The sequence below is a fragment of the Flavobacterium hiemivividum genome (assembly GCF_004349145.1).
Classification (GTDB): domain Bacteria; phylum Bacteroidota; class Bacteroidia; order Flavobacteriales; family Flavobacteriaceae; genus Flavobacterium; species Flavobacterium hiemivividum.
This window is the reverse complement of sequence record NZ_SMFO01000001.1, coordinates 835,244-860,002: the sequence shown is the minus strand read 5'-3', so window position 1 is coordinate 860,002 and position 24,759 is coordinate 835,244. Positions and strand designations below refer to the sequence as shown.

Here is a 24,759-nt window from a genome sequence, read left to right as displayed (position 1 = left end):
GTTACAATCACTTTTTAATCGCTTCGACTTCGCCAATAGTAACCATTTTAGATTGCTTGTTGCTCCAGGAATTCATGATGTAATTCATCACATCAGCTACTTCTTGATTAGAAAGTCCCATTGCCGGCATATTGCCATTATATTTCTTTTTATTGACAAGAATTTCGCCTTTTTGACCAAATTTTACCGCATGAATACTCTCGGCTCTTTTGCTGGTAAGCCAGTCAGAGCCATCAAGAGGAGGAAAATTAGTCGCATCGCCTTTTCCGTTGCCTGCATGACATTGAATACAAAAATCAGCATAGACTTCTTTTCCATTTTCGATGCTTTTTTGCAATGGTGTTTTTTCTTGAACTACCGTTTTCAATGGCAGGTAATCATTTTGAGATTGTGTATTTAAAAGCGGACTTGGATTGAAAACACAAAATCCTCCCGAAACGAAAAGGGCAATCCCTAAAGTTATCTTTGTAATCATTTTATTTGTTGGGTATTATTTTTACAATTCCTTTTCCTTCCACTCCCATATAGATGTAACCGTCTGGGCCTTGAGCCACATTACGCAAACGCCCAATATCTGTTGCAATTTTTTGTCGGCCAATGACTGTATTGCCTTTTAGTTTTACCAATTCCAGATATTGGAATTTTAAAGAACCTACCAGCAAATGTCCTTTCCATGCAGGATAAAGGTCGCCCGTTACAAATGTCATTCCGCTTGGAGCGATAGAGGGAACCCAATAATAAATGGGATCTTCGATACCTGGTTTTTGATTTTCTTTACTGATGGTCGTGCCGTCATAACCGATGCCGTAGGTAACAACGGGCCAGCCATAATTAGCTCCTTTTTTTACAATATTGATTTCGTCGCCACCTTTTGGTCCGTGTTCGTGCAACCATATTTCGCCGGTAGCAGGATTTTTAACCATTCCTTGTGGATTTCTATTTCCGTAGGTATAAATAGCTTCTTTGGCACCAGCTTTTCCCACAAAGGGATTGTCTTTTGGGATACTGCCGTCGTCATTCAGGCGGTATATTTTTCCGTTGTCTTTCGTGATATCTTGTGGATTGACAAATTCTTCGCCACGTTCTCCTGCTGAGAAATACACATAGCCGTCGTTGTCAAAAGCAATACGGGAACCAAAATGCTGTCCCTTTGTCGTATTAGGCATGGCTTTGTACAAAGATTCAATTTGCACTAGGCTTTCATTCTCTAGCTTAGCTCGAATCAATTTCGTGTTTCCGCCTTCGCCGCCGCCTTCAGTGGAAGAAAAAGTGATGTAAATCCAGCCGTTTGTTGCATACTTGGGATGTACAGCAATATCGAGTAAACCTCCCTGACCACGATTATAGACTTCGGGAACGTTTTTAACTTCCGTTTTTTGGTTGTTTTTGATGTGGTATAGGATGCCGCTTTTTTCAGTAACTAGCATAGAACCGTCTGGTAGCCAAGTCATACCCCATGGATTTGCAATTTCGCCACCAACGTTTTCAAACGTATAGGTTTTTACCTCGTCCTGTAAGGTAACATCAGTAGGATTTTTTTGTGCCTGACAGCTGAGTATGAAAAGCGGGAAAATAAGCAGAATGATTTTGTTCATGTTTTCTAATTTTAAAAGCGATTTTAAAGGTAATAAAAAGAATTACAGCGGATTAGTTAATTATGGAAATTTTAGTTTTTGGCAGTGAAGGTTTCTGATTAAAGCGATTGATTTATACAATGCTGCCTATATTTTCCTGTCATTGCGAGGAACGAAGCAATCACAACTTGTTATGCGATTTCAAGTAGTGTTTTTCAAGAATGATATATATATTATAGTGATGTTTTAATAATTAAATAATTTTTAAGTGATTTGGAAAATATAACTTTATTAAGTTCTTTAAGTTCTGCTTTTACATTCCAATCTTTAATCATTTCTTCATCTTCTTCACAGACATGTTCACCATTTAGCTTTCTGTTTAGAATATCACTTAATAAAATGTCACTACAAGAATAATATTTCGGATAGTATTTTTCTATAAATGTCCAGTAAGAGTAGTCATTATTTTCCCAAATTACCATGAATATTTTTTATTTTAAATGTTGTACGTCTCAATGTTAAAATACTTTTCTGAAAAGAAAAATCGGATGAGTTTTATTATTGATATATCTCACAGACAATTGATAAGTTTAATAGTTCGAATTAATTTATCTAAATATATATTTATATCATAAATTAATTGGTCAGTAATGATGTCGTCTTTTTATTGCCTCAATAGCATTGTATTTAGCAACAAATTCGGAGTCGTTAATCATCTCTCCTAATTGCGACGCAATTATAAATTTTTTAATAGCATCAATTTCATCTTTTCCTTTTTCGTTTCCAAGGTGTGTCCCGTTTTTATAAATTGCAAATATTTTAATGGTGTGATTCATAATTTATTAAAAATAGTATCTAAATGAAATTCCAAAAATTCGATACTGGGTAAATACTTAATCGGTGATATAATTTTAAGATTTTCGACAGGAACGAAGTGACTTTGATAATAATCTGTATGTTTTTTCTTTTTTAGAGAATCTGAGAGTATTATTTGGTAATTTGTATTTATTCCAATTATTCCTTTATCGAATGCTTTGTCATATAAAGCGGATAGACAAATGCCGTTCTCTGGATTTAAACGATGTTCTTCATTTTGAGACCATGGCATAATATGACTTGCTAACAAAAGTTCAGGAATGTCAATTCCTGTAATGGCACATTTTGTTGAATAATTTGCTAAAACCATTTGTCTAAAAACTGATTGGTTCACTCTTGTTTTTACTTCACGAATAACAGTTTCTCCTTTTAAATCTTTTAGGTCAAAAAGTAAGTCTTGGTATTTATTTTCTATGGTTGAGTTTTCTTTCTCTGCTAAAATTTGCTCACTAAGGAAAATTAGTTCTTCTTGGTTGTCAAAGAATTCATCCCAAATTGGTCTTACTTGGTTCATTCCACCTTTTAAACCACCAACCCCTCTTTTTTGATGGAAAGGGTCAACGCTGGCAAAATTACCTAATCTCATACCAATAGAACTAGGTGTTCGTCCTATTAGATTTGCTAGCTCAATTACTTGTGGATTGCCTTTATGGGTTTTTCCAAACTCAATTTTTAAGTAGAGATTGAATGCTAGTATTAGTTCTTCGCGTGTCCAAAGATTTATTTTAGGCATTGTTATTATTGTATTTTAATATATGTGTCCAATTTTTAAAATGTCGAATAAGTAAAATGTCATTTAAATTGAAAACTTTCTTTTTATTTAGTAAATGAAACGAAAAAGTTGTCATAAAACATTGTCTAAAGTATAGATTATTTTTCAATTAAATTTATGAATTTGAATTCTGTTTTGAGAAGTGGATTTAATTCTTAAAATTTACTCCTTATAAACGCAAATCCTCCATCCCTAACAGAAGCAAAACTCCTTTTGCAAGGGCCTTGCGCGTTTTTCTTTGGGTAAAAGCGACCGTCCTAAGGTTTCGGGGGAAGCTCCTTTTTTGGCCATATAAAAAAAACAAGAACATTAATAATAATGGAATGTAGGGCATGCCCCGATAGCTGTCGGAAAGCTTACTAAGTATTAAAAATAGGAGAGAAAGTAGTGAAAACAACAAAGGCTATCGTTCCCGATAGCCTTTCCTTAGCTTTACATATCCACAAAACCTTCAAGAATAATGAATTGTGCAAAGCAATTTTGTATTTTATCTAAGACAAAGGTAAGTGGCTGCTTTGGGTTTTCTTTGCGGTTTCCCGTAACGGCGTGATTTTTTTTTGAAAACGGTGTGGGAGTTTTTATTTTCGATAAAAAAAGAGGATGTCACTTATGATTAATCCGCTATTGGTTCAAATAAAATTGACAATAGTAGTTTTAAAATTTAACCAGCCATTTATAGTTGATCATAGCCCAGCCTTCAAAATTTTCATTTTTATTTACCACTGGATATTCATGTTTCCAACCGTCAATAAGTAAGCTTCCGTCCTTTTCGATTACATAAGTTTGAATTGCTTTCTCCTCACTATTGCTTTTTATAAATTGAATATTTTCCTTTGTTAGACCGCGTTTTGGAAAAACAAAGACGCTTCCATCATTAAAATAGGCACGTAAACCTATACTAGAATAGTACAAGAATCTTAGTTTTCGGTTTCCCTGTTTTTCTTCTGTATTTGTGGATGGGCTTTCGGCTTCTTGATCATCTGTTTGTTGATCTACGGTAAATTGGGCTGTATCGACTTCCGCATTTGGAAATTCTTTTGCTCTTAATTCGAGTTCTTTTTCTTTCAGTAACAGTTCCTTAGCCTCAAGTGTTAATTCCTGTTGCTTTGCAGTATCATTCTTGCAGCTAAATATAGCTAACGAAAGCACCATTATGAGTATAAATCTGGTCATCTTACTTTTGTATTTAATCTAATAGTTCTTAAAAGTATTGCTATTTGTTTATATCGTTGTGGAAAAGGAGGATAAATTAGCTAACAATTGCTGTTTTTTGCACAAGCAAACTTAATTTAATATCTAGCAAGATATTTATTTAATCACGAATAGCAACAGGAAAACCGGCTTTGCCCTTGTTTTATTTTATTGATTGTTGGTTCTTTTTATAGATTGGATATTTGTTTGGATTGAAAATATATAGGTTTTTTTCTATTGCTCGATTAAGGTCTGTTTTGTTGTATATATAATTTCCTTTTTTAAATAAATCCTTAAATAGACTTTAAATAAATTTGTTTAACTTTACGGCCAAAACATTAAACAATTAAATAATTCTGGGTTTGATAGATCATTCGTTGAATTCAATAAAATATAAATAAAATGAAAAGTAAAAGACCGGATAACGTTGTGTATTCAGATGAAGAGGGATTTAATGCAAGTATATTGCCATATGCTACAAATGTGGGTGCACCAGCGATTAGAATGGATGATGTAGTGTCTTGGAAAAGTAGAGGGATTAGCAATGTTAACAAAGAGTTTGAAAGTAAGTTTAACGAACTCAAAAAGCAATATCAAAACTTAATGGAAGAATATGAGTGGAACGAATTAGTTTATAATTCTAAATTTTCATTTGAGCCTGTCGTGGGCGAAATTTATCATTTGTATCGCGATGCTGCAGGGGTAAACTTTCTTTCGTTGATAGGGCCGCAAGAATGGAATAAGGAGCACATTGGTACTTTTAAACTAAATAGTGATAAGAAATGGATAGTGCTGTAAGAAAAAAAAAATTTAACTTTTCTTGGTGCATGTTTCCAATTGATTTTGACTTAAACAATTGGCATTACAATTCGGAGATTTTAAAATGGGTACCGCAATGGGTACCTTTTTTTCCTAAAATAAGTTGGCAAGTTGTCAAATGACAAAACCCACTATTCTCAGTATAACATTGTGAAGTATTGGTTTAATTTCAGTTTTAAGCAAAAAAAAACCTGACATTGCTGTCAGGCTTTTAAAAAGCTCCCTCTCTTGGGCTCGAACCAAGGAGTGTGACTAGCAGTAAAACCAAGACTTTACGTTGTTTTACTTTTTTATGTTACCGAATTGTATGCCGATGATATTAATTTTTAATTTTTCTGTCCGTTGAATGTTACTTGGACAAATTTATTTTTGCAGTTTCAAAAATACAAATTATTTTAGAATTCCTTCTTTTGATACGGATATAAAATTAGGTTTAGGACTACTATTCTTGTCATTAAATATTGGGTATCTTCCATGTTTTTTAATGTAGTCAATCCAAAATATATATTCAGCCTTAGCTACTTCACCCATGGCAATTAAGTCATCTGTGTTGGACTTATTATTACCACATTCGAAAGGACAAATAGAAACATATAATTTATCTTTTACTTCTTCATAGTTCCAATATTTACCAATAAATCGATGTGCTCCACCATGATGAAGCCTTATTCTTTTAATAGTACTATCAAACTGACTCAAACGGCTTCTTAAACCACCATTTGAATTTGTCATTCCAATGTATTCAATTTCATTAATCATTTCAAATTGCCGACCTTCAATATTTTCATCTGTAACTGCTATTGAATAAATCCCAGGATATTTAATGTTTTCAATCTTACTTCTATTCTCCCATTTTACCCAATTTGTATTCCTGTAATTTTCCATTAATTCTACTTATTTCATTGCATTGTTTCTCATTCCATTGCTGATTAGTTCTTTTACTACACCAAACATCATTGCTGAAAAGTCTTCTTTAAACTCTTTATTGTCTGAGTAGAGTTTGTATAAGTCAAAGTTAGTAGTGATGTGTTTTAATAATTCTTCTCCAACCACTTTATCACTTGTAATCTTAGCATTTTGATCGTCTGAGTATTTTAATGAGTTTATGAGTTCATTATTTTTAGCGACACTATTTGCAATATTTTCAGCCATCTGTCGGACCTTGTCAGCGTCTTCAAATTGTGTTCCGTATCGATCATTAAAGGTTTGAAGGATGTTGGACAGTCTGTCTACTTCAGTATCGTTTGTACTGCCTCTCATTTCGGTTGGAATGGGTTTTAAATCTTCACCTTGCTCTAGAACCATATTAGTGGTTGATTCTAATTGTAAGCGGTAACTATCCATATCAATATTGTCTAAAATTCCTTTTGCCAAATCAATAGGAGCTTCTCCTCCTAACTTGTTTTGTAAGTGGTTCAGAAAAATATACAGCCTTTCTAAATAAGCATTTTCAAAATCTACAATTTGAGATAGAAAAATATACAGTCGGACATACGTTTTAACCTTTGCTCTAAAATCAGCCTGTTCTTCTTCCTTTAATTGATTTTTGAATAATTCGGATGAACTATTGAGCATCTTATGCAATTCGTCTATAGGAACATTAGCTAGTATTTTATTTGAGAATTCCTCAACTTGTTCTCTGCTATAAATCTGATAATTATCTAATGCATCTTGTAAATCAAACAACTTGTTTGGATCTGTAGCTTCACCTAGAATAGTGCTTTCAAAATAAGGAGTAAAAGCTTTTTCAATTTCCTCAGCAGAATTTGCAAAATCTAATACAAAAGTTTCTTTCTTTAAGGGATGACTTCGATTTAATCTTGATAAAGTTTGGACAGCATTGACACCGCCTAGTTTTTTATCTACATACATCGTGTGTAATAAAGGTTGGTCAAATCCTGTTTGAAATTTATTAGCCACAATAAGGAAACGATACTCCATTTTCTCAAATTCAGTTGGAATAGCATTGCTTGAAAAACCGTTTAAATTAGCTTCTGTTTGTCCGTCAATTTCTCCTGAAAACGCAACAATGGCTTTATAGGGGCTGTTTACTTTTTTTAAGTAATTATCAAAGGCGGTTTTATATTTAACTGCATTAGCTCTGGAACTGGTTACTAACATAGCTTTTGCCAAGCCTCCCATTCTTTTTTTACGAATAATGTTTTCTATAAAATGTTCTACCATAAGAATGGTTTTCTTTTTTATAGCATGCTCATTACTTTCTACATACGCTTTTAATTTCTTTTGAGCTCGATTCTTATCGTATTCTGGATCGTCTTCAATTTTCTTCAGTAAAGCATAATAACTTTGGTATGTTGAATAATTTTGAAGTACATCCATTATAAACCCTTCTTCTATGGCTTGTTTCATAGAATACAAGTGAAAGGCTTTGTGTTTTGTCTTTTCCCCGTCTTGATAAGGTACTCCAAACAATTCTAATGTTTTGTTTTTAGGCGTTGCTGTAAAGGCAAAATAACTGGCATTAGGCAACATTTTCCTTGACTTTACTAATGCACGTATTAAATCCTCACCCGTTACTTCATCATTTTCGTCTTCATCATAATCCTCTAGATTCGTTTTTAACTCTTCTTCATCTGTAATTTTAGACAAAGTTTCATTCAGTTTTCTTGCCATCTGACCACTTAAACTACTGTGTGCTTCATCTATAATTATGGCAAAATTATTTCCTGGCAAATCACCTATGTCTTCAACGATGTGCGGAAATTTTTGAATGGTTGTGATGATGATCTTTTTTCCTTCTTCAAGTGCTTGTTTGAGTTGTTTACTGCCTTCGGTGATGGCTTCAACCACTCCGTTAACTTGTTGAAACTGCTTGATATTGTTTCTAATCTGAGCATCCAAAACTCTACGGTCTGTCACTACAATAATAGTGTCAAAGATGTTTTTACTTCCGGATTTATCGTGCAACCCAGCCAGTTGATGCGCTAACCATGAAATAGAATTTGATTTTCCTGACCCGGCAGAGTGTTGAACTAAATATTTCTGACCGGAACCTTTTTCCTGTGCATCTTGAAGCATCTCCCTAACAGCGATCATTTGATGGTAGCGAGGGAAAATGAGTTTCTTTTCTTTCTTGGTTTTTATTTTTCCTTTGTCGTCTAAATACTCTTTCTCTTCTGTAATCAATTGACAGTAGTTCTGAATAATATCAGTCAAACTGGATTTAGTGAGTATTTCTTTCCATAAATAATCCGTTTTTATGCCTTCATTCAGTGGGTTTCCAGCACCATTATTGTTTCCTTTATTGAAAGGTAGGAAGTAAGTCCTTTCTGCTTTCAATTGAGTACACATCCAAGCTTCCTCTGTATCTACTGCAAAATTCACAATTAATCTCCCTAAACGAAAAAGCTCTTCATTTGGATCTCTGTCAACTTTGTATTGTTTGATAGCGTGTGCTACATTTTGCTTGGTCAATTCGTTTTTGAGTTCAAATGAGATAACTGGCATGCCATTGACAAACACCATCATATCAAGCGATTTTTTATTTTTTGGCGAAAAATAAACCTGACGCATTACTGAAAAAATATTGGCTTTATACAATGCATCGGCATTTGTATTATAACTGGAAACGGGTTTGTCATAAAACAAGTTCAGTTTTGTGTCTGTAAAACCATCTGTTATTCCTTTACGCAATACTTCAATAATTCCTTTAGCCTGAATTTGATCGTTTAGACGTTTGATGATTTTTTGTTCATACAAATCTTTGTGGTATTGTTTGAGTTTTGCTACCGCTTTGGGTTGTGTTGTCTCCAAAAATTGAAAGAACAATTCCGTATCCAAGCAATTACTATTGTCGTAGACTTTATTTTCACGAAGGATGTAGTTATTCTCCTCAACCAAATACTGGGTGATGTGTGCTTCTAATCCTTCTTCGGTAGTGTTTGTACTCATTATACTTTTTATCTTATTACAAAATGTCTAAAAAATGTCTAAAAAACAGCTGAAAAATGTCTAATTATTAGGTCTTAGACATTTTCCAATTCTTACCCTCGGGATAGATTAACCCTTGTTTTCTAAGGCTTTGCAGATTATTTTTTATTTTATTGTATTTCTGTTGTTCGTCTAAAACGTCTGGAAGTTTAGCTAAAAGGATATCTTCAAAATCGGATTTTTTACCTTCTCCAAACTTTCTGATATAATCAAGAATAATCTTCTGGCAATACTCATCATCAATTCCTCTTTGCTTGATATAATCCCCTTTTTCCCCTGTAGCCTTTGCCAGATTAAGGGAAATGTGAAAGTTAGGTTTTCTTCCCTCAATTAGTTTTTTAGCCTTTAATCGTTTAATTTCTTCGTCCTTCAACGATTTGTTTTTTGAAACTTTATCAAGAGCCATAATGTCTTCTAAACTCAAATCTGGAACAGTTGCTAATTTACGGGCGTAATTAATATCCATTACTTTACCGGTGATAGTTACATTAACTTTGTCATTAACTAATTCGTAATCGGGTAAAGGGAAAAATTTTCTTCTTTGAATTAAATACATTTTTTTAATACCGCTGCCTATAGTATCTATCATATTCAGATTTACCATGGCTTCCGTTAAAAATTTATTTCGGTAGCGGAACTCAGGAGCATCAGCTACCACAACTTCTTCTACACTTTTTGGAATAAACTTTCCGGCATTACTAAAAGTTAAACGACCGTCTTCATTTTCCACTACAATAATTTTTCCGCCAATAGTGTAATCTTGATGCGCAATACAGTTGTTCAACGCTTCTCTAATGATATACGGATCGTATTGGTCTACTTCTTCAGGAAATAATGTTCCATCAGTAATGTATCGGTATTTCAAATTTCTTATTTTTTGGTACACCAGTTCTGTACTCAATAAAAGCGGACAAGTAAAATGAGCATAATCTTTTTCTAAATTATCTCGGTCTTTAAGAATCCAAGTAATTTTTGAAGTAGCAGGATTGATAAAGTGTTCTGATTCTGGTTTACCAAGCAAAAGAATAGCCGTTCTGGTAATTTGACCTTTGATACATACCTTGGCTTTATTTAAGAAAGTCATATCATCCCATTCTGCAATTTGATCTGCTAAATGAGGGTTTTTAGTTTTGTAAGAAGCTCTGGCTTTTAGTATTGCTTCGGGCGATAAATCTTCTAATCCTGCCTCTTCAACAAGAACTGCGCTCCAGTCTTCTGTCGTGGCTTGTTCCCTGATACGCTCGTATTCTTCAGTATTCAATGCGTTTATTTCTTCGCCGTCTCTACCGTAATAATGTCCTTTCCAAGCTATTGGAAACCCTTTTGGAGCGGCAGGAATTTCAAATAATATTACTCTCCCATGAGGTGTAATAACGTCGTAAATTTCTATAAAAGTGATGCGCCCTGTGGTATGGTTGGCAATCTCAGCTTTAAGACTGTGTAAGTCTGCGGGACTATTCCTGAATTGACTACCTACAATGCTTTTATCTTTGTCCTTCACGCCAAAGACTAACCAAGCAGATGACTGGTTTTTGAGATTGGCTTCATTGCAAAGTGCCGAAAAATACTTGCCCAGTTTATCAAAATCATACTGGTTTTTAGCTTCCTTAAACTCTACGATTTCACTCTCGTAGTCGTGAGAAAGGAGCTCTTGCAATTTGGCTTGTATTTGGGAGTTATTTTTCATTATTGGCAGTAATTATTCGTTTTCATAGCTTTCTGTATCCTCTGCAACCATATCTAATTCCTCTTCTATTTCCTCATACAATTCTTCTTGTTGGGAAACAGTAGGAATTACAAACGCTCTCACATCTATTTTTCCCGTTACTGCTTCTGCGATTAGAGCGGTACGGTATTCTTGTGTTAAGGCAATTTCTTTTTCTATGGTTTGGATTAGTTGGTTCAGTTGCGACGTTTCTTTTTCTATGTAAGCAACAATCTCAGTTTGTTCATTTTCAGTTGGCAATGCAATTTTAAAGTGCATTATTTGACTAGCATTTATAGCAGGATAACTTACACCATAAGAGTTTGAACATATGGTTTCAATAAAATAATTCGACCTTACAGCAAAATTTAAAAAATCACTAATAATTAACTTTCGTGGTCTTAAGACAGCAAATCCTGTTGAAACAATTAAATTATCAGTATCGTTCTTTATTTGTGTAATTGCTTTTAGGTAAGTTCGAACAGTCGAAATAATTACATCCCCATTCTTAACTATTCTTTTTGCTCTCGATGGAGCATCTTTAAATTTGTAATTTACTATTTCAGCTACTACACCATCACTATTAACATTGCCAATATCTATATATCTAATTTCATAATCGGGACTTGTCTTTTCAGATAATGTCTCATCGTTAAGAGAGACTAAATTTCTTAAAGGCTTCACCCCCCAATGTTCTGGAATGTTACCTAACCATTCAATACTGCTATCTTTCATTGTAGCAATAGGATCTAAACCTTTGGTAACGGCATGGTTTATTATTCCTGCTTTTTGCTCATTAAGGAGTTTTATGAGTTGCTTTTTCTTGCGTATAAAGCGGTCTATCTTGGCAGTTTTGTAGTCAAGAAATTTAGCTATGGCAGTTTGTTCTTCTAAAGAAGGAATTACGGTTTTAATATTAAAAAATTTATCTGTGTATAAGCGCAATCGGCTGTCTATTATGCCTGTTGATTGTTTTTTAAATTCTTGTTGTGCATTTTTAGTTCTAAATAAATAGCCAAAATATTTTTCGCCGCCTATTAAAGATTTGTATACGCAATAGGCTGGACTAGTGATACCATCAAATTTTGATATTCCTAAACTTCCATTCCAAGCCAGCATAATATTAATTACTAAATCTCCTTTTTCTACTATTTTGTAACCAACTAACGTTTTTGCATTTGTCATAAAGTCACCATTCATAACTTTATCTGACTTTCTGGTCACACCTGTGTAATGAGAAACTGAAAGTAGATCTTCTAGCCCTATTTCACTTCTTTTATCTTGTTCCTTAAATACATATTTAATTCGTTTAATACTCCAATGTTCCGGGACATCACCTAACCATGAAATTCCAGAAGACTTGTATTTGGTGTATGGTTTTATGTTTTCCATTACGCAATAATTTCTTTTAATAAACCATCGGTTTCTTGTTCTAAAATAAGAATATCAGCCGCAATATCTTTTAGAGTACGTAAACCTTCGTATTGATAAAAATATTTATTAAAAGCTATTTCATAGCCTACTTTCATCTTTGTTTTGTCGTACCAAGCATCAGGAGCAAAAGGCAGTACTTCTCGTTTAAAGTAGTTGTCAATAGGCTCCTTCATTGGCACGTTTTCAATATCTTTTAAACTACTATCTGCTTTAGGTTTTCCTTTGCTGTCTTTAATGATGTTACCTTTGTCGTCTTTTTCTGGTTGTTGTACCGTGATTTGGTAAAACCCAAAATCTTCGTTGTCAAATATCTTACTGTATTCGTTTTCTTCAAAGTCAAAATACAAATCTTGAATGGTTTCAATATGTTCTGCTACCAACTCATTTCGTTTGCTACCTAATGGCTTCCTCATTTTACGGTAAAAGGCATCCGAAGAAGCATTGATTAATTGCACTTTTCCTTTGCGTTTTTTCTCTTTTACATTGGTTACAAACCATACATAAGTAGCAATACCGGTGTTATAGAAAATGTCATTTGGTAATTGCACAATGCATTCTAATAAATCATTTTCTATAATGTATTGGCGTATGCCACTTTCACCACTTCCTGCATCACCAGTAAATAAGGCAGAACCATTGTGAATAGAAGCAATACGGCTACCACCATCTTTTGGGTCTTTCATTTTAGAAAGCATGTGGAGCATAAACATCAACTGTCCGTCGTTACTTCTTGAGGTTAAACAAGTAGTTTCTAGTTCTCCTTTAAAGTTTTTAATGGGCAAATTAAAACGTTTGTCAACAATACTTATTTTCTTTTCTGTACCTACGTTTAGGTTTTCTTGGTCTTGCTTCCAAGTAGTTCCGTAAGGTGGATTTGTCAACATGAAGTTAAACTTTAAATCCGGGTCAAAACCATATTCGCTCAAAGTAGAGCCATACTTAATTTTATCGGGATCTTCTCCTTTCAACAGCATATCCGATTTACAAGTGGCGTACATTTCGCCTGTATTCTCTTGTCCGTATAAGTGAAAAGTGGCTTTTGATTTGATTTCACCTTCAGGATTAGTAGCAAATAATTTAGATTGTGTGAGCATCGCTCCTGAACCTACACAAGGATCATAAACTAAATACGTTCCCTGTTGTATTTTGTCTTTTACCGGTAAGTACACTAAATGTGTCATTAACTCAATGATTTCTCTAGGCGTAAAGTGTCGCCCAGCTGCTGCATTGGTTTTTTCATTGAATCTTCTAATCAAATCCTCAAACATATATCCCATTGCCATAGGAGAAATTTTGTCTGGACTTAATTCTAATTTTGGATTACAGAATTTCTCTAAAAGAGAGAAAGTAATGCCTGTGTTTTCAAAAGTTTCTAATTGGTTGCGAAACTTAAATTTACTAATTATGTCTTGTACGTTTTCTGAAAATCCGTTGAGATAATCCAGAAAGTTAGTGTTGATGTTCTTTGGATCAGCCAGTAACTTTTTCATAGTGTACTGAGAGGTGTTGTAAAAAGCTAAACCTGTACCGTGTTGCTCACTAGTCAATAAACCAGAAAGATTATCAATTTTACCTTTGAAATCCTCATAGGTTTTAAAAACTTTTTCTTTAGAAGGCTCTAAAGCCAAATCCAACCGTCTTAAAACAGTCATTGGAAGAATTACGTCTTGGTATTGGTTTTCGAGGTATTTGTTGATTAAAACATCATCGGCAACTGACCAGATAAAGTTGATTATGGGTTGAAGGCTTTGTGTATTTAAGCTCATGAATTTTCAGGTATATTTTTAACGAAGGCTAAGGTATAGAATTTTTTACGAATGCTATTGAGTGAAAGCGTAAAGGATAGCATTTTTACTGATTTCTAAACCATAAGTTGGTTTATCTTAGTGAGAATGCAAATTCCAGTGATATTGAAAATTTGGTTGTAAGGATAAATTATTGAGAGGGTAGGGAAAAGAATAGAGATTTTGCTACCAAGCAGTTTAGTACGCCTATATTCATTAAACTGATTTGGTTTAAAATGAAAAAAGACAGCTGTTACACTGTCTCTCTCTTATTAATCTTGATATTTCCAAAGAAATCCTGACGAACTCCTTCTTTCTCCTCTGCAACAACGTGAGATACAGGTTTTGGATATTCCAGTTTCTCTTGATGCTTCTGCAACGGAATTATAACGAGCTAAAATTTCACCATTTAAAGAGTACTGGAAAACTTTCTTTTTCCTACTATCTATAGCCGGTATAAAGGTCTTGTTTAGGGAATAGGACCAATAACTTCCTTTCCAAAGAGTAGCGGTTGTACATGCGTTAGAAACCCTTCGTTTATCATAATTCAAGGTTGTTTCTATCTCCTTTAAGCTACTGAAGGAATTTATTAAAATTCCATCTTCATTGAACTGATAGACTATTTTTTTGAATCCTCCCCCAGAATCAGAATTGTATCCTTGTTCTTTACTATTGTATTGCAAGATGTATTGCCTTTCCTTTTCGGCAAGTTCATTTGTTGAGTTCGCAGAATCAATTTGCTCCCATTTAAATGCATCAGCTCCATATGTAGCTATAGATTCCTGAAAACAACTGCCAACTTTTTTTCGAGATTTTTGTAGGTGGTCTGCTTTTCTCTCTTCAATACTTTTAGTGGTCGCACCTATGTATACCTCGTCCGTAATTGTGTTTACCACTTTGTAGATTATATTATGCTGCATTTTGAACTGAATTAGAGATTAAAATAAAAGTATACTTCCCGCCTGAAGATTCTGTTGAAAAAGTCGCTCCTTTTTTTGCGGCATATATTTTTAACCATTTGGCAATTTGATGAGGAGTTGTTTCTTTCATCTCAGGATAAAAATGTTTGAAACCACTTTCAAATTCTCTCTTATCTATTGAAGTGTCATTTTGAACATGTGCGTCGGCATAAGCTACAAATTTGTCATTTAATCCATCTAAGAATTTGTTTTGAGATAAATTAATGTGGGGCACTTTATACAACCCATGTTGAAGGTATGACTGACAACAACCCATCATAAAATGATAAAATTTATTCCATTCATTTTCGTCCCATTGCGAACCAAAAAATCGATTTCCAAATTCTCTTTCTGGGGTAAAGTCTTGATTATAATGATTGTTTATTTCAAACTCAAATCTGCGTCTTTCATCAGAAGAACCGCCGGGCCCAGAAACATAGTAATTTGAAGTAATTAATAATTTTGGAGAATTGTTGAAGTCGATGTAAAATGCTTTTTCCCTTTTTTTTTCTACTTCTAGTCCAGAAGTAATCATTGGAAAGAATCCTTCAAAACTGTAGTGCTTTTTCAAATCATCAAAAACCAGAACGTCTGTTGTTAACTCAATTCGTTGATTCTTAAACCAACTACCTTCTTTTATTTCCTTTGCATCAAAAATCTCTACTTCTCTACATTGTTTCAATGCCATCGACAAAAGTGTTTTACCCGTACCTCCATGCGCTTGGTTGTTTTGCCCCATTCCTACATCGTAGAGAATAATTGCCATAGGTTCTCCTACTTCCTTGTTTCTATGTAATAAGTATCCTAAAATAGTTCTTAAGGCTAATAACCTTTCTGAGTTTTGTCCTGTGATATTTTCACAGAATATCTCAAACTGACCTTTTCCTGAAGGATTCGTGAATGATTTCTGTATGATTCTCTTTTCCCAAATTGGATTTTGGAGGGTTGAATAATCATAGGAGGTAATTGCATTTTTATCTACTTCGCAATAGCAATTATTAAAATAAAATCTTGAACTCATTCTCGTGTCTCGATCATTTATGTTTTCAATCGAGGTAAGCATATCTAATTTTCTAGTTGTAATATAACCTCCAACCCCCTTAACAAAAACTTCTAAAACTTCTGGTTTATTGTTTTTTATCAGGTAGTCCTTAACGTCATTTGCCATTTGTCCTTCTGTAACTTGACTTAACCTATTGTTCGTTATTTTAGCGAATACATAATTGTTTTCTCCAATTTCAACCTTAACATAACCATTAGATTCGAGGAAGTTTAATAACCCTACATGTAAAATTTTTGGAGCTCCGTTTTCTGTCCAAAATACGTTTTCATCTTGTCCTTGTTCTCCTTGTTCTTCTTGTTCTTTTTGTTTTTTTTGTTTTTTTTGTTCTTCTTTTTTCATTTAATTAATTTTTTAAACCTACTGTTATTTCGGTAGGCTGATGCAAAGATTGGAAGAATAAAGGCTGTAAAGTACCACCGTAGTATAAGAGTAGTATAGTTTTAATTAGATACCTATAAGTTCTATGTAATATATGAAAAACAATATTTTTAAATACTTTTAAAGGCGTAGTATATGGGTAGTATAAAATTTGCTAAAAAGGGTTTTTAAGCTTTGAAAACAATGTTTTTTAGATTTATTTCCGAAAGGACTTTACGATTAAAGAGTCTAGTTTAGTAATTGTCGCCGGAGTAATTTTGTAAGTTCTTAAGTTTTTGAAATCAACTTTTTCAATAGACCTTTTTTTAACTTTGATGAAGCAATTTACGGCAACTCGCCATTTTTCATCTCCGTTATCTTCAAAACCATAATCAGGAGTATTGATTATTTTTATAAAATATTTGAGTTCACTTGTGGTACCTGTCCAACGAATTAATTTTTTAATGGTTTCGTTTTTAAAAACAAGTTCGAAATCATTGAGTTTTGTTTCTTTTTCAATTAAATCATTCTCCATTAAAACTTTGTAGAGAAGCTGTATTTTAGTAAAACTATTATTATCTCTACCGGTAATGTATTTGAAAGAATTGTTCTTAGTGGTCTTGTTTAGGTGTGTTGAATATTCAATAGATAATTCTTCAATTGCCAATTTTAATTCTGTATGGTAATCCTTGAATTCAGAACCCTTACTGAAGTTGTTAGATATTAGTTTAAGTACTGATATCAGCGATTCACAGTAATAATTTTTTTCTATCTTAGATAGGATTTCAAACTCATTGTGGATTGTTTTTATTTTCGCTTTGAACTTTTGCAATTTAAAACTTTCAAAAGTTACTAAAACTTCATTATCAACCACTTCTTCATTTATTACAACAGGAGCATTGTAAGTGAACTGATCAAATTTATCGTTAGGAGTGCAAATCTCAAATTCGTTTATTTTACTAAATAAGTCACGAAATCCTTTTTCTAACCAATCAGTTTTTTTAAATTCCTTAAGATCGTCGATTAATTTATCAAGTTGCATAGTGCTTGTAGCATTAAAGTTTTAGTCCTACAATATTAATTGTTTTTTAATGAGATAAAAAATGGAGAGACAGAATCTCTCCGTTTTCAATTTGTACAAAAAGCTTTTTCAGTGGTTTTATTGATAAAGGAGAAACCGTCTCAAAAGTTGGTTATCGAAATTCAGCATAACTCCTTGTTTTATAATAACTACTCTGTAAATTCCTCAATAAGGATTTCAAAAGAGTGGTAATGGTAAGCGTTCCCGTTTATTATAAAAATTGTTTTTAATTCTGTTGTTACTTTAACCTCACTAACCCAAACTAATTGCCCTTTCCTTAGAAGTCCAACGTTGGATAAGACCTTGACTCTGAAAGGGCAAAAAAGTAATTTGAGCACATTGTAATACGTTATTACATAAAGTTCTTTAGGCGAGCTGTATTGTAGCACATCTGCTAATTCATGGTCTTCCATAATTTCTTCTTTCTCTACCTCCCGTAAAGTGTTCTTTACCTAACAAAAGAGCTATGATTAATAATGCAGGAACCAATTGGGAATGTTGTTTTGGATGGATTTACCTAGGTTGTTGATTAGTTCGTATGCGTTGACATTACGTTCTAGGTTATTATCGATGTAAGAGGATTTGTTCGCTTCCGTAAATAAGTTGTACAGATTCCAGAAACTTATCGAACCATCGTGACTTCTTGAGAAGTTTGGACACTGGTAATAGTCTTTCACAATATTGTTTATCTGACTGTCATTCAATGAAATTGGGAAGATTGATTTCTGTGTGTGCTTGTCTAAGTGCGTAAACATTCTGAATTTTCCAATTAGATGCGCAAATTGCGTTTCAGACAACTTGTGTTCAATCATTCGCTCCATCATTTTAAGGTGATTGTCTCTCTTGTAATTAGAGAAAAGCTCAATCATTTTGTCTTCTAACTCATGTATAGAAGATATCCTTATTTCATTGGAAAAGCCATCTGTACTAATACATAAGTTAGTACACACCTTATTCTTGAAGCCAATAAAAACTTTGAATTTTTCCATTGATTTCTTACTATAAAGGTTCTCCTGATTATACGCTCGTACTCCGCCAATGCTCAATGTAAGCTCATTTCCGTTAACAATTTGCTTTGTCGAGGGTAAATCTATAATGAAGGCACATCGTTCGTAATAAATGGTTTTTTCGTGTTCTTCAAGATCCTTTGCGGGTTTTCCTATTGCTGATGGAATTCTTCCTTTTACTACGTGGCTTACTCTAATATCAGGTGTTTTCTGAAGTACCCCAGGCAGTAATTTTTGAATTATTTGTTGGCATTTATCTACAAACTGGAAATGGCTAATTGTTGACTCGTTATCCTTTGAGAATACAGGGATTATACAATCTTTTTCCAAATGTTCTAAACTGACTATTTCAGTATTGGCTTCAATAAAACTACTTGATGGTTTGTTTATTATCTCGTTCTCATCTACTAGATGCTCGTTGATGCTACTATTAAGTACTAATTCCATGGTTCTCTTCAATTAATGGTTTTACAATTTCTTTTTCGTCGACTAGGTGACTAGCGATGTTTTCTATCTGGTTTTTCCTGTTCATAATGGCATTGTGAATCTGCTTTTGAAGCGAAGGATATTTTGAATACACATGCTTCAATCCCTCAAGATTCTCACAAGCATTGATTTCAGACATAGCAATTTCAACCGAAATTCCTAAATTGCACCATTCAATAAGCTTCTTTCCTGTGGATGAATTAATGACGAATTCAGGTTTCCCAGAAAATAAACCAGTTCTATCCTTAGAAGCGGTCACAAGATGATTGTCATTTATAAGCTCAAAATTGACTGTCAGCTCATATTCGAAGCCGTCTCTTGTAATTTCCTTAGTTCCTAGCTTCATTACTTTAGTCTTACCGTTGCCGTCTTTATCAAGACTGTAATCCGTTTTGCGTCGTACAGTAGTAATCACATGACAGTTTGAATTAAGAATTTTATCGATAAAGGCTTGATGACGCGGAGTTATTTTAGCCCAATCTTGGAATCTTCCTCCAAGTTGTTCATGTAGTTCCAAGCATCCACCTTTGCCAGACCATTCGTGTGTAATGCTGTCAATTATAACTACTTCGATTTCTTCTTTTTCACAAACCTCAATGGCTTGAATATAACGCTCTGGAGCGTATGGCTCATTCAACGACAATACGTTAAAATCTCCTAAGTGGGAGTAGAGGCTGGCACTGTTATTTTCAGTGTCAATTATAGCTATTTTAGTCCAATCGTTAGTGATTCCGTAAGCTAATAGTAATGCTGAATAAGATTTACCAAAGCCACTTGCGCCACTTAAACCCAGTCTTAATTTCACTTGGTTCCTTTGTGCTTTTTGTAGTTTCATACTGATGTTATTTGATGTTGTTATTGGTCGTTATTCGACATAATAAATTATTGTTATAAAAAAAAAGGAACCCCTTTTGGAGTTCCTTAATTACTTATAGAGAGGTGTTTTAGTACACCATTTCATTTTTTAGCACGTTGCTCTCAACGATGCTTTCTTCTTCTGAAAGGTATTCGTATCGGTGGGACATTTTGATGATTTCACCTGTTTCCCGAATGGTAAATTCATAAGGGTCTACTGTTACCTTTTTTATAGTTCCGGGCATTTGAGTTCCTAGTAGTGCCTTACAGGTTGGCTCATTAAAAGTACATGGTACTTTAGTTGTTCGCACTGTAAAGTAAGTCTTTCCGGTTTCTTTACTTTTTACAGATTCGATTCCTCCTTGTACTTCAAGAGCATAGAAGCTTTCCCCATTCTCTCTTTGATATTTTTTGTAATCTACAATTGTAACCATAGTTTTTATAATTTTAAGATTAAACATTGACGGGCATATCCCAAATTATAAAATGAGTAGGGGGTGACGTGTGGTTTAGTAAGCGTGTGACTTTAAAAAAATTAAATTTTTAAAAATTGCTATTATAAATACTATCTTTTCTTAAGTTTTCCTTTTCAAGTTTCCGGCGTTCAATATTCTGTCTCGCTGTCTCTTTTTTTTCTGAAAGTTTTAAAGCTCTGTGTCTTCTTCTCCAATCTGATAGTTCTTGATAAATAATGTATGTTTGAATCAATTCCCCAGAATGGTTACTAATTGAACTATCAAGAGTATTAAACTCATCCAATGTAATTTTTATACCGTCTTTAATCCAAGATGCTCCATTAGATTTACTAAGACTTAAAGAATTAAATTTTTCATTATCGATATCCTCGTAGCTACAAATGGGGCTTCCATATTTTTCTTGTAGAATCTTGTTATAGAATTCATAATAAGTTTTCGGATTGTAAAAACTGGAATTTCTATTGAATTTCCATGAATAAGTAAGGTGCATTATTTTTAATTTGTTGTCTACTATTGAATTAGTAATCTTAAAATTACAGCCTTTTTCTAAATTTAGATAAAGGGTATCTTTGTAGATTTTCATGATGCCTTCTTTAATGTTTTTTTTTGTAACACTATCAAATTCAGCTTCTGTCATATTTAAATGATAATTCATAAAAAGTATTTGATTTTTCTTTGGGGTAGATTTACTCTTTAAAAATGCTTCGTCAGTCTTATCACAATAATCAACAAAGGAGAGTATGGTTTTTTCTTTATTTTCATTTTGTTTACAGCATGTTAGAGTTATTGTCAGAAAAAGCAAGATTATATTTTTCATTTTGATGTGATTTAAAATTTTAAAAGGGCATTGATTGTTGTTTTCTTAACTTCTATTGAAGCGTGTAATAGGTTCTTAATATAATTTTGCAATAAATTCGTCTACATCTTTATTACATTCAAGAAAGTACATTGTATGGCTTTTAAATTCTGTAATAACGAATACTGATTGGTTTGACTTAAAATTAGTTGAATCAAAATAAATAATTTCGAGCCCTTCTTTTTTTGTCATGAATGTTATGTATGGTATTTCAGCTAACACGGTGTATTTTGTAGTTGCCATTCCTCCTATTACCAAGTCAGATTTGATGTAAACTTCCTCATCAGTTGAATTTCCACCAACAAAAAAAGTTATTGATTCGTCTTCAAAATTGATATACGCTTTTCTATTAAAATCTAAGCCTCCATTGATTTCAACTCTTTTCCAGCTTTCTTTGTCTCCCATAAAATAAGAGCTTTTATTATAAACGGCAACTTCACCTTCAATTATTTGCGCATTTAGACTATTGATTAAAAAGAAAGCAATTAGTAAATGATAATATTTTTTCATAGTTATTAATGTTGAATTTTATTATTGAGATAACGAAGCATTTGATCGGAAGATATTTTTATTGTTGTTTGCTTATATCCGATAGTGGTAAATAAAACCACAATCAAAAAAGTAGGCCTATTATAATTTACTGACATTATTGTAGCAGGCTATTTAAATCCGCAGATCACATAATCCGCAATTACTTATTAAACGTCTTAAATATTCCATAGCCAACCGCACCAACCACAATTAAAACAATCCAAGCGCCAATAGTCTCTCCAATACCTCCCATAAAGCTCTCGCCATGCATCATTCCAGACAAGCCCCATAGTGGTAATAAGAATAGTAATATGATTGCTATAACACCAATCTTTGCGCATCTGCTATTGTCTTTTTTTTCTTCTGCCATAATTTTTTTAAGTGTTTATAATGTAGTTCTTATGTTTTAGTTTTATCAAAGTGACTTTAATTTATCTTAAAAGGGCATTACGTCTAAATAGATTAGATTGTTGTTTTCTTTAACTTCGATTGAAAGGAGGGGATATTTATGGGCATTGTCATAAAAGTTATAATTGTGCACTTCTGTATCTGTGTCCAAAGTTGGCTGTTCTATTTTCAATAGAAGTTCTCCTTCTGAACTTCCATGAGCATGATTAAGCATTCCTTTAAAAAATTGATAGAAATCCTTTTTATTAGGCGCTTCTGTCTCTACCTCCGCTGACATTAGAATAGGTAAAAATGATTCTGGAGCGTTATTGATGCATGATAAAATCAATTGAGCCTTAATTTTTTCCATTGATATCGTCTTATTTTCTGGTTTTTGATTAAAACCTTAATTCATTTCTGAAGATGTAATTGTTTTCCGGTACTAAGTATAAATATAGCTGTCACAATACCCACTTTTAGTGATTTGTTAGCAAAGTAATTGGTTTTCAAATCATTCCATTACGGGTTTCCTCATTCTTTAAAATAAACCGCAATTCTTTCAGATTAGTGTATTACATCACTAATGGATTTTATATCAATCCACAAATCTAATTTAATTTTCGACTTATAAGTCGATAGGTGAAGAGGTTTTTGATTTAACCGTTTATTTTCTTTGCTCAATGCAGAAGCATCTAGAACAGATAGAACTTGAATTAGTCAAAAGGATATACAAAGAGTTCCTTGTAAAATTCAATGGCAATAAATCTGAGTTTGCCAGAGCTGCACTATGTTCAGAAACTACCGTAAGAAGAGTATTTAGAAATGAACAAAGAATGACTGTTGATTTACTATTGAGATTCTGTTTTGCTTTGGGTATAGATGTAAATGAAATTTTTGAAGGAATAAATATTTTAAATGAAAAATGAGCCTAAAACGCATTAAATACGTTAGACTCATTTTGTACTATTTCAATTTATCTTTTAGATTAGCCATTGCCTCACTAACTTTCTTCTGCACTACCTTCCCGTAACTTTCCTGTGTAATAACCATGTTAGAATGACCCAGTAGTTCTGATACAATTTCCATTGGAACATCATTGTACAGTAAAACTGTAGAAGCAAATGTTTTTCTTGCAATGTGGTGCGTCAATCTTTTTTCAATTCCAGTTATAGCTGAAATTTCCTTGAGATACGAATTGAATTTTTGATTGCTTATTGATGGGAATATGCGGTTACTATCAGTTGAGTATTTCTCAATAATTTCTTGAGCCTTTGGTAGAATTGGAATTGAGATTTGACGCTGTGTTTTCTCTCTCTTCATCTGAATCCAGTTAATGTTATCAAACCCTATTTGGATGTTCTGCTTCTCAAGATTTGCCATTTCATTATAGGCTAGTCCTGTGTAGCAACAAAAAATAAATAAGTCTTGAATGGTGCTTAATCTCTTTTGTTGTAATACTGCTTCTTCAAGGGTTTTGAGTTCTTTTGTAGTAAGGAAGATAACGGTTTTACGGACTGTTTTGGACTTGTGAAGTATAAACGGATCTCTATCTAAATAACCTTCTGAAATGGCTTGTTTTATTGGGGTTCTAAGCCTTTGAATGGTTTTGTTGATAGTAATTTGTTCTTGTTTCTTCTCTGTCTTTAAATAGTAATCAAAATCATCTAAAAACTGTAGACTCAATTCTTCTAAAGGAAAATCTGTTTTTTTAAATTTCCATTTCAGGAATGCTTCCAGATGATTTCCAACGTAAACGAATTTGTTATAGGTGTTGTCTTTGATTTCTAATCCTACGAGTTTTTTGATTTTGGCTAGATACTGTTTGTAGTAGGAAAGGACAAATTCACTTTTCTTTATTTCTTTGCCTAAGTATTTATCGTGAATGTCCTCAACAGAAAAAGGATTTTCCTGTAATCTTAAAATCATGTAGATGCTATTGACCTTTGATTTTATTGTGTCAAGTTGAGAGTTGTATAGAATTGCAGATTTATGGGATTTTAGAACTACTTGGTTTTTGGTGTCCCAATAGTCAGCTTCAATATGAATGCCTGTGCTAAGCTGTTTTCTGTTCCCATTTAGTGTAATTCTGCAATACAATGGAGATTGATTCTTCTTGTTTGTTCTGCTCTTTGCTTGAACAAATAGAATTTTAAAATTTTCTGTTGTCATAACTTTTGGTTTAAGTCAGACATGCAATTAGTTACAATAAAAAAAGTGTTACCTATTGAAAAAAAAGTGTTACCTAATATGTTACCTTTTTTTTCAAAATAAGTTGGCAAGTTGGCAGAAGTCAAAAATTCTCCTTTCTCTACTAAACCACCGTGAAGTCCCGCTTTCACTACCGCCTTAAAACAAAAAAGACCTTACATTGCTGTAAAGTCTTTTTAAAAAGCTCCCTCTCTTGGGCTCGAACCAAGGACCCTCTGATTAACAGTCAGATGCTCTAACCAACTGAGCTAAGAAGGAAACTGTATGTTTTTATATCTAAGAACTTTTTAATCTTTATTTGTTGCTTTATTGTGATGTGCGTTTCAGTTGTAAAGCGGTGCAAAGATAGGCTATCATTTGGTTTGTGCAAATAAAAATCAAACTTTT

The 24,759-nt window shown here is 33.2% G+C and carries 24 protein-coding genes and 1 tRNA gene; 2 read left to right on the top strand and 23 right to left on the bottom strand.

Annotated elements, in window-relative coordinates:
• Window positions 1-7: 7 nt before the first annotated feature.
• From E0F98_RS03805 to E0F98_RS03780, 6 genes are all read right to left on the bottom strand, one after another.
• Window positions 8-475 carry a c-type cytochrome gene (locus tag E0F98_RS03805; protein ID WP_132109257.1) on the bottom strand — a complete coding sequence of 156 codons (468 nt, stop codon included), beginning with the start codon at window positions 473-475 and terminating at the stop codon, window positions 8-10.
• 1 nt (window position 476) lies between these two features.
• The gene (locus E0F98_RS03800) at window positions 477-1,595 is read right to left on the bottom strand and encodes a PQQ-dependent sugar dehydrogenase (RefSeq protein ID WP_132109256.1); all 1,119 of its coding nucleotides are present in this window, start codon (window positions 1,593-1,595) and stop codon (window positions 477-479) included.
• A gap of 212 nt (window positions 1,596-1,807) precedes the next feature.
• A complete protein-coding gene (locus tag E0F98_RS03795; RefSeq protein WP_132109255.1) occupies window positions 1,808-2,056 on the bottom strand; it encodes a 6-phospho-beta-glucosidase in 249 nt (82 codons plus the stop codon).
• Window positions 2,057-2,218: 162 nt separating this feature from the next.
• Complete coding sequence (locus E0F98_RS03790) at window positions 2,219-2,410, bottom strand: hypothetical protein (RefSeq protein ID WP_132109254.1); 192 nt, start codon at window positions 2,408-2,410, stop codon at window positions 2,219-2,221.
• Window positions 2,407-3,183 carry an HNH endonuclease gene (locus E0F98_RS03785; protein ID WP_132109253.1) on the bottom strand — a complete coding sequence of 259 codons (777 nt, stop codon included), beginning with the start codon at window positions 3,181-3,183 and terminating at the stop codon, window positions 2,407-2,409. The genes E0F98_RS03790 and E0F98_RS03785 overlap by 4 nt, the downstream gene beginning before the upstream one ends.
• A gap of 693 nt (window positions 3,184-3,876) precedes the next feature.
• Window positions 3,877-4,395, bottom strand: a complete 519-nt coding sequence (locus tag E0F98_RS03780) for a hypothetical protein (RefSeq protein ID WP_132109252.1) — start codon at window positions 4,393-4,395, stop codon at window positions 3,877-3,879.
• 420 nt (window positions 4,396-4,815) lie between these two features.
• Here E0F98_RS03780 and E0F98_RS03775 point away from each other — a divergent pair, with 420 nt between their 5' ends.
• Window positions 4,816-5,211: a DUF2452 domain-containing protein gene (locus tag E0F98_RS03775; protein ID WP_132109251.1), complete on the top strand. Its 396-nt coding sequence runs from the start codon at window positions 4,816-4,818 to the stop codon at window positions 5,209-5,211.
• A 411-nt stretch (window positions 5,212-5,622) separates the two neighbouring features.
• On the opposite strand, the gene E0F98_RS03770 is transcribed toward E0F98_RS03775, so the two are convergent.
• The 15 genes from E0F98_RS03770 to E0F98_RS03695 all read right to left on the bottom strand — a co-directional run bounded on the left by E0F98_RS03770 (window position 5,623) and on the right by E0F98_RS03695 (window position 22,534).
• On the bottom strand, window positions 5,623-6,117 hold the full coding sequence (locus E0F98_RS03770; protein WP_132109250.1) for a hypothetical protein: 495 nt from the start codon (window positions 6,115-6,117) through the stop codon (window positions 5,623-5,625).
• Window positions 6,118-6,126: 9 nt separating this feature from the next.
• The gene (locus E0F98_RS03765; protein WP_132109249.1) at window positions 6,127-9,144 is read right to left on the bottom strand and encodes a type I restriction endonuclease subunit R; all 3,018 of its coding nucleotides are present in this window, start codon (window positions 9,142-9,144) and stop codon (window positions 6,127-6,129) included.
• A 67-nt stretch (window positions 9,145-9,211) separates the two neighbouring features.
• Complete coding sequence (locus E0F98_RS03760) at window positions 9,212-10,870, bottom strand: RNA-binding domain-containing protein (RefSeq protein ID WP_132109248.1); 1,659 nt, start codon at window positions 10,868-10,870, stop codon at window positions 9,212-9,214.
• Between the two features lie 12 nt (window positions 10,871-10,882).
• Entirely contained in the window at window positions 10,883-12,280 is a 1,398-nt protein-coding gene (locus E0F98_RS03755; RefSeq protein WP_132109247.1) for a restriction endonuclease subunit S, read from the bottom strand.
• A complete protein-coding gene (locus E0F98_RS03750; RefSeq protein ID WP_132109246.1) occupies window positions 12,280-14,088 on the bottom strand; it encodes a type I restriction-modification system subunit M in 1,809 nt (602 codons plus the stop codon). Before E0F98_RS03750 ends, E0F98_RS03755 begins: the two co-directional genes overlap by 1 nt.
• Window positions 14,089-14,378: 290 nt before the next feature.
• Complete coding sequence (locus E0F98_RS03745; protein ID WP_132109245.1) at window positions 14,379-15,026, bottom strand: NUMOD1 domain-containing DNA-binding protein; 648 nt, start codon at window positions 15,024-15,026, stop codon at window positions 14,379-14,381.
• Window positions 15,016-16,467, bottom strand: coding sequence for a hypothetical protein (locus E0F98_RS03740; protein WP_132109244.1), 1,452 nt, complete (start codon window positions 16,465-16,467; stop codon window positions 15,016-15,018). The genes E0F98_RS03745 and E0F98_RS03740 overlap by 11 nt, the downstream gene beginning before the upstream one ends.
• Window positions 16,468-16,702: 235 nt before the next feature.
• Window positions 16,703-17,527, bottom strand: coding sequence for a hypothetical protein (locus E0F98_RS03735; protein ID WP_132109243.1), 825 nt, complete (start codon window positions 17,525-17,527; stop codon window positions 16,703-16,705).
• Between the two features lie 509 nt (window positions 17,528-18,036).
• The gene (locus tag E0F98_RS03725; RefSeq protein ID WP_132109241.1) at window positions 18,037-19,020 is read right to left on the bottom strand and encodes a DUF3871 family protein; all 984 of its coding nucleotides are present in this window, start codon (window positions 19,018-19,020) and stop codon (window positions 18,037-18,039) included.
• Entirely contained in the window at window positions 19,004-19,894 is an 891-nt protein-coding gene (locus E0F98_RS03720) for an AAA family ATPase (protein ID WP_073209492.1), read from the bottom strand. The genes E0F98_RS03725 and E0F98_RS03720 overlap by 17 nt, the downstream gene beginning before the upstream one ends.
• 109 nt (window positions 19,895-20,003) lie before the next feature.
• Window positions 20,004-20,348: a hypothetical protein gene (locus E0F98_RS03715; RefSeq protein ID WP_243699190.1), complete on the bottom strand. Its 345-nt coding sequence runs from the start codon at window positions 20,346-20,348 to the stop codon at window positions 20,004-20,006.
• Window positions 20,349-20,457: 109 nt separating this feature from the next.
• Window positions 20,458-21,207, bottom strand: coding sequence for a hypothetical protein (locus tag E0F98_RS03710; RefSeq protein WP_132109239.1), 750 nt, complete (start codon window positions 21,205-21,207; stop codon window positions 20,458-20,460).
• Window positions 21,208-21,282: 75 nt separating this feature from the next.
• Window positions 21,283-21,756, bottom strand: a complete 474-nt coding sequence (locus tag E0F98_RS03705; RefSeq protein ID WP_132109238.1) for a hypothetical protein — start codon at window positions 21,754-21,756, stop codon at window positions 21,283-21,285.
• Between the two features lie 181 nt (window positions 21,757-21,937).
• The gene (locus E0F98_RS03700) at window positions 21,938-22,147 is read right to left on the bottom strand and encodes a hypothetical protein (protein ID WP_132109237.1); all 210 of its coding nucleotides are present in this window, start codon (window positions 22,145-22,147) and stop codon (window positions 21,938-21,940) included.
• Window positions 22,148-22,213: 66 nt separating this feature from the next.
• Window positions 22,214-22,534 carry a hypothetical protein gene (locus E0F98_RS03695; protein WP_132109236.1) on the bottom strand — a complete coding sequence of 107 codons (321 nt, stop codon included), beginning with the start codon at window positions 22,532-22,534 and terminating at the stop codon, window positions 22,214-22,216.
• Window positions 22,535-22,844: 310 nt separating this feature from the next.
• Between E0F98_RS03695 and E0F98_RS03690 the strand changes: the two genes are divergently transcribed.
• Window positions 22,845-23,090 carry a helix-turn-helix domain-containing protein gene (locus tag E0F98_RS03690; protein WP_126739756.1) on the top strand — a complete coding sequence of 82 codons (246 nt, stop codon included), beginning with the start codon at window positions 22,845-22,847 and terminating at the stop codon, window positions 23,088-23,090.
• A gap of 37 nt (window positions 23,091-23,127) precedes the next feature.
• Here the strand turns inward: E0F98_RS03690 and E0F98_RS03685 are convergent, their stop codons facing one another.
• Both E0F98_RS03685 and E0F98_RS03680 read right to left on the bottom strand, forming a co-directional pair.
• A complete protein-coding gene (locus E0F98_RS03685; RefSeq protein ID WP_132109235.1) occupies window positions 23,128-24,333 on the bottom strand; it encodes a site-specific integrase in 1,206 nt (401 codons plus the stop codon).
• Between the two features lie 223 nt (window positions 24,334-24,556).
• Window positions 24,557-24,630, bottom strand: a tRNA-Asn gene (locus tag E0F98_RS03680).
• Between the last annotated feature and the right edge of the window lie 129 nt (window positions 24,631-24,759).

Excerpts from the sequence above, each read along its gene's own strand:
- E0F98_RS03770 (WP_132109250.1), bottom strand. The coding sequence starts at position 6,117 with ATGGAAAATTACAGGAATACAAATTGGGTAAAATGGGAGAATAGAAGT.
- E0F98_RS03695 (WP_132109236.1), bottom strand. The coding sequence starts at position 22,534 with ATGGAAAAAATTAAGGCTCAATTGATTTTATCATGCATCAATAACGCT.
- E0F98_RS03685 (WP_132109235.1), bottom strand. The coding sequence starts at position 24,333 with ATGACAACAGAAAATTTTAAAATTCTATTTGTTCAAGCAAAGAGCAGA.
- E0F98_RS03795 (WP_132109255.1), bottom strand. The coding sequence starts at position 2,056 with ATGGTAATTTGGGAAAATAATGACTACTCTTACTGGACATTTATAGAA.
- E0F98_RS03735 (WP_132109243.1), bottom strand. The coding sequence starts at position 17,527 with ATGCAACTTGATAAATTAATCGACGATCTTAAGGAATTTAAAAAAACT.
- E0F98_RS03805 (WP_132109257.1), bottom strand. The coding sequence starts at position 475 with ATGATTACAAAGATAACTTTAGGGATTGCCCTTTTCGTTTCGGGAGGA.
- E0F98_RS03780 (WP_132109252.1), bottom strand. The coding sequence starts at position 4,395 with ATGACCAGATTTATACTCATAATGGTGCTTTCGTTAGCTATATTTAGC.
- E0F98_RS03800 (WP_132109256.1), bottom strand. The coding sequence starts at position 1,595 with ATGAACAAAATCATTCTGCTTATTTTCCCGCTTTTCATACTCAGCTGT.
- E0F98_RS03710 (WP_132109239.1), bottom strand. The coding sequence starts at position 21,207 with ATGAAAAATATAATCTTGCTTTTTCTGACAATAACTCTAACATGCTGT.
- E0F98_RS03785 (WP_132109253.1), bottom strand. The coding sequence starts at position 3,183 with ATGCCTAAAATAAATCTTTGGACACGCGAAGAACTAATACTAGCATTC.
- E0F98_RS03740 (WP_132109244.1), bottom strand. The coding sequence starts at position 16,467 with ATGAAAAAAGAAGAACAAAAAAAACAAAAAAAACAAAAAGAACAAGAA.
- E0F98_RS03775 (WP_132109251.1), top strand. The coding sequence starts at position 4,816 with ATGAAAAGTAAAAGACCGGATAACGTTGTGTATTCAGATGAAGAGGGA.
- E0F98_RS03755 (WP_132109247.1), bottom strand. The coding sequence starts at position 12,280 with ATGGAAAACATAAAACCATACACCAAATACAAGTCTTCTGGAATTTCA.
- E0F98_RS03725 (WP_132109241.1), bottom strand. The coding sequence starts at position 19,020 with ATGGAATTAGTACTTAATAGTAGCATCAACGAGCATCTAGTAGATGAG.
- E0F98_RS03720 (WP_073209492.1), bottom strand. The coding sequence starts at position 19,894 with ATGAAACTACAAAAAGCACAAAGGAACCAAGTGAAATTAAGACTGGGT.
- E0F98_RS03750 (WP_132109246.1), bottom strand. The coding sequence starts at position 14,088 with ATGAGCTTAAATACACAAAGCCTTCAACCCATAATCAACTTTATCTGG.
- E0F98_RS03760 (WP_132109248.1), bottom strand. The coding sequence starts at position 10,870 with ATGAAAAATAACTCCCAAATACAAGCCAAATTGCAAGAGCTCCTTTCT.
- E0F98_RS03790 (WP_132109254.1), bottom strand. The coding sequence starts at position 2,410 with ATGAATCACACCATTAAAATATTTGCAATTTATAAAAACGGGACACAC.
- E0F98_RS03700 (WP_132109237.1), bottom strand. The coding sequence starts at position 22,147 with ATGGCAGAAGAAAAAAAAGACAATAGCAGATGCGCAAAGATTGGTGTT.
- E0F98_RS03705 (WP_132109238.1), bottom strand. The coding sequence starts at position 21,756 with ATGAAAAAATATTATCATTTACTAATTGCTTTCTTTTTAATCAATAGT.
- E0F98_RS03715 (WP_243699190.1), bottom strand. The coding sequence starts at position 20,348 with ATGGTTACAATTGTAGATTACAAAAAATATCAAAGAGAGAATGGGGAA.
- E0F98_RS03765 (WP_132109249.1), bottom strand. The coding sequence starts at position 9,144 with ATGAGTACAAACACTACCGAAGAAGGATTAGAAGCACACATCACCCAG.
- E0F98_RS03745 (WP_132109245.1), bottom strand. The coding sequence starts at position 15,026 with ATGCAGCATAATATAATCTACAAAGTGGTAAACACAATTACGGACGAG.
- E0F98_RS03690 (WP_126739756.1), top strand. The coding sequence starts at position 22,845 with ATGCAGAAGCATCTAGAACAGATAGAACTTGAATTAGTCAAAAGGATA.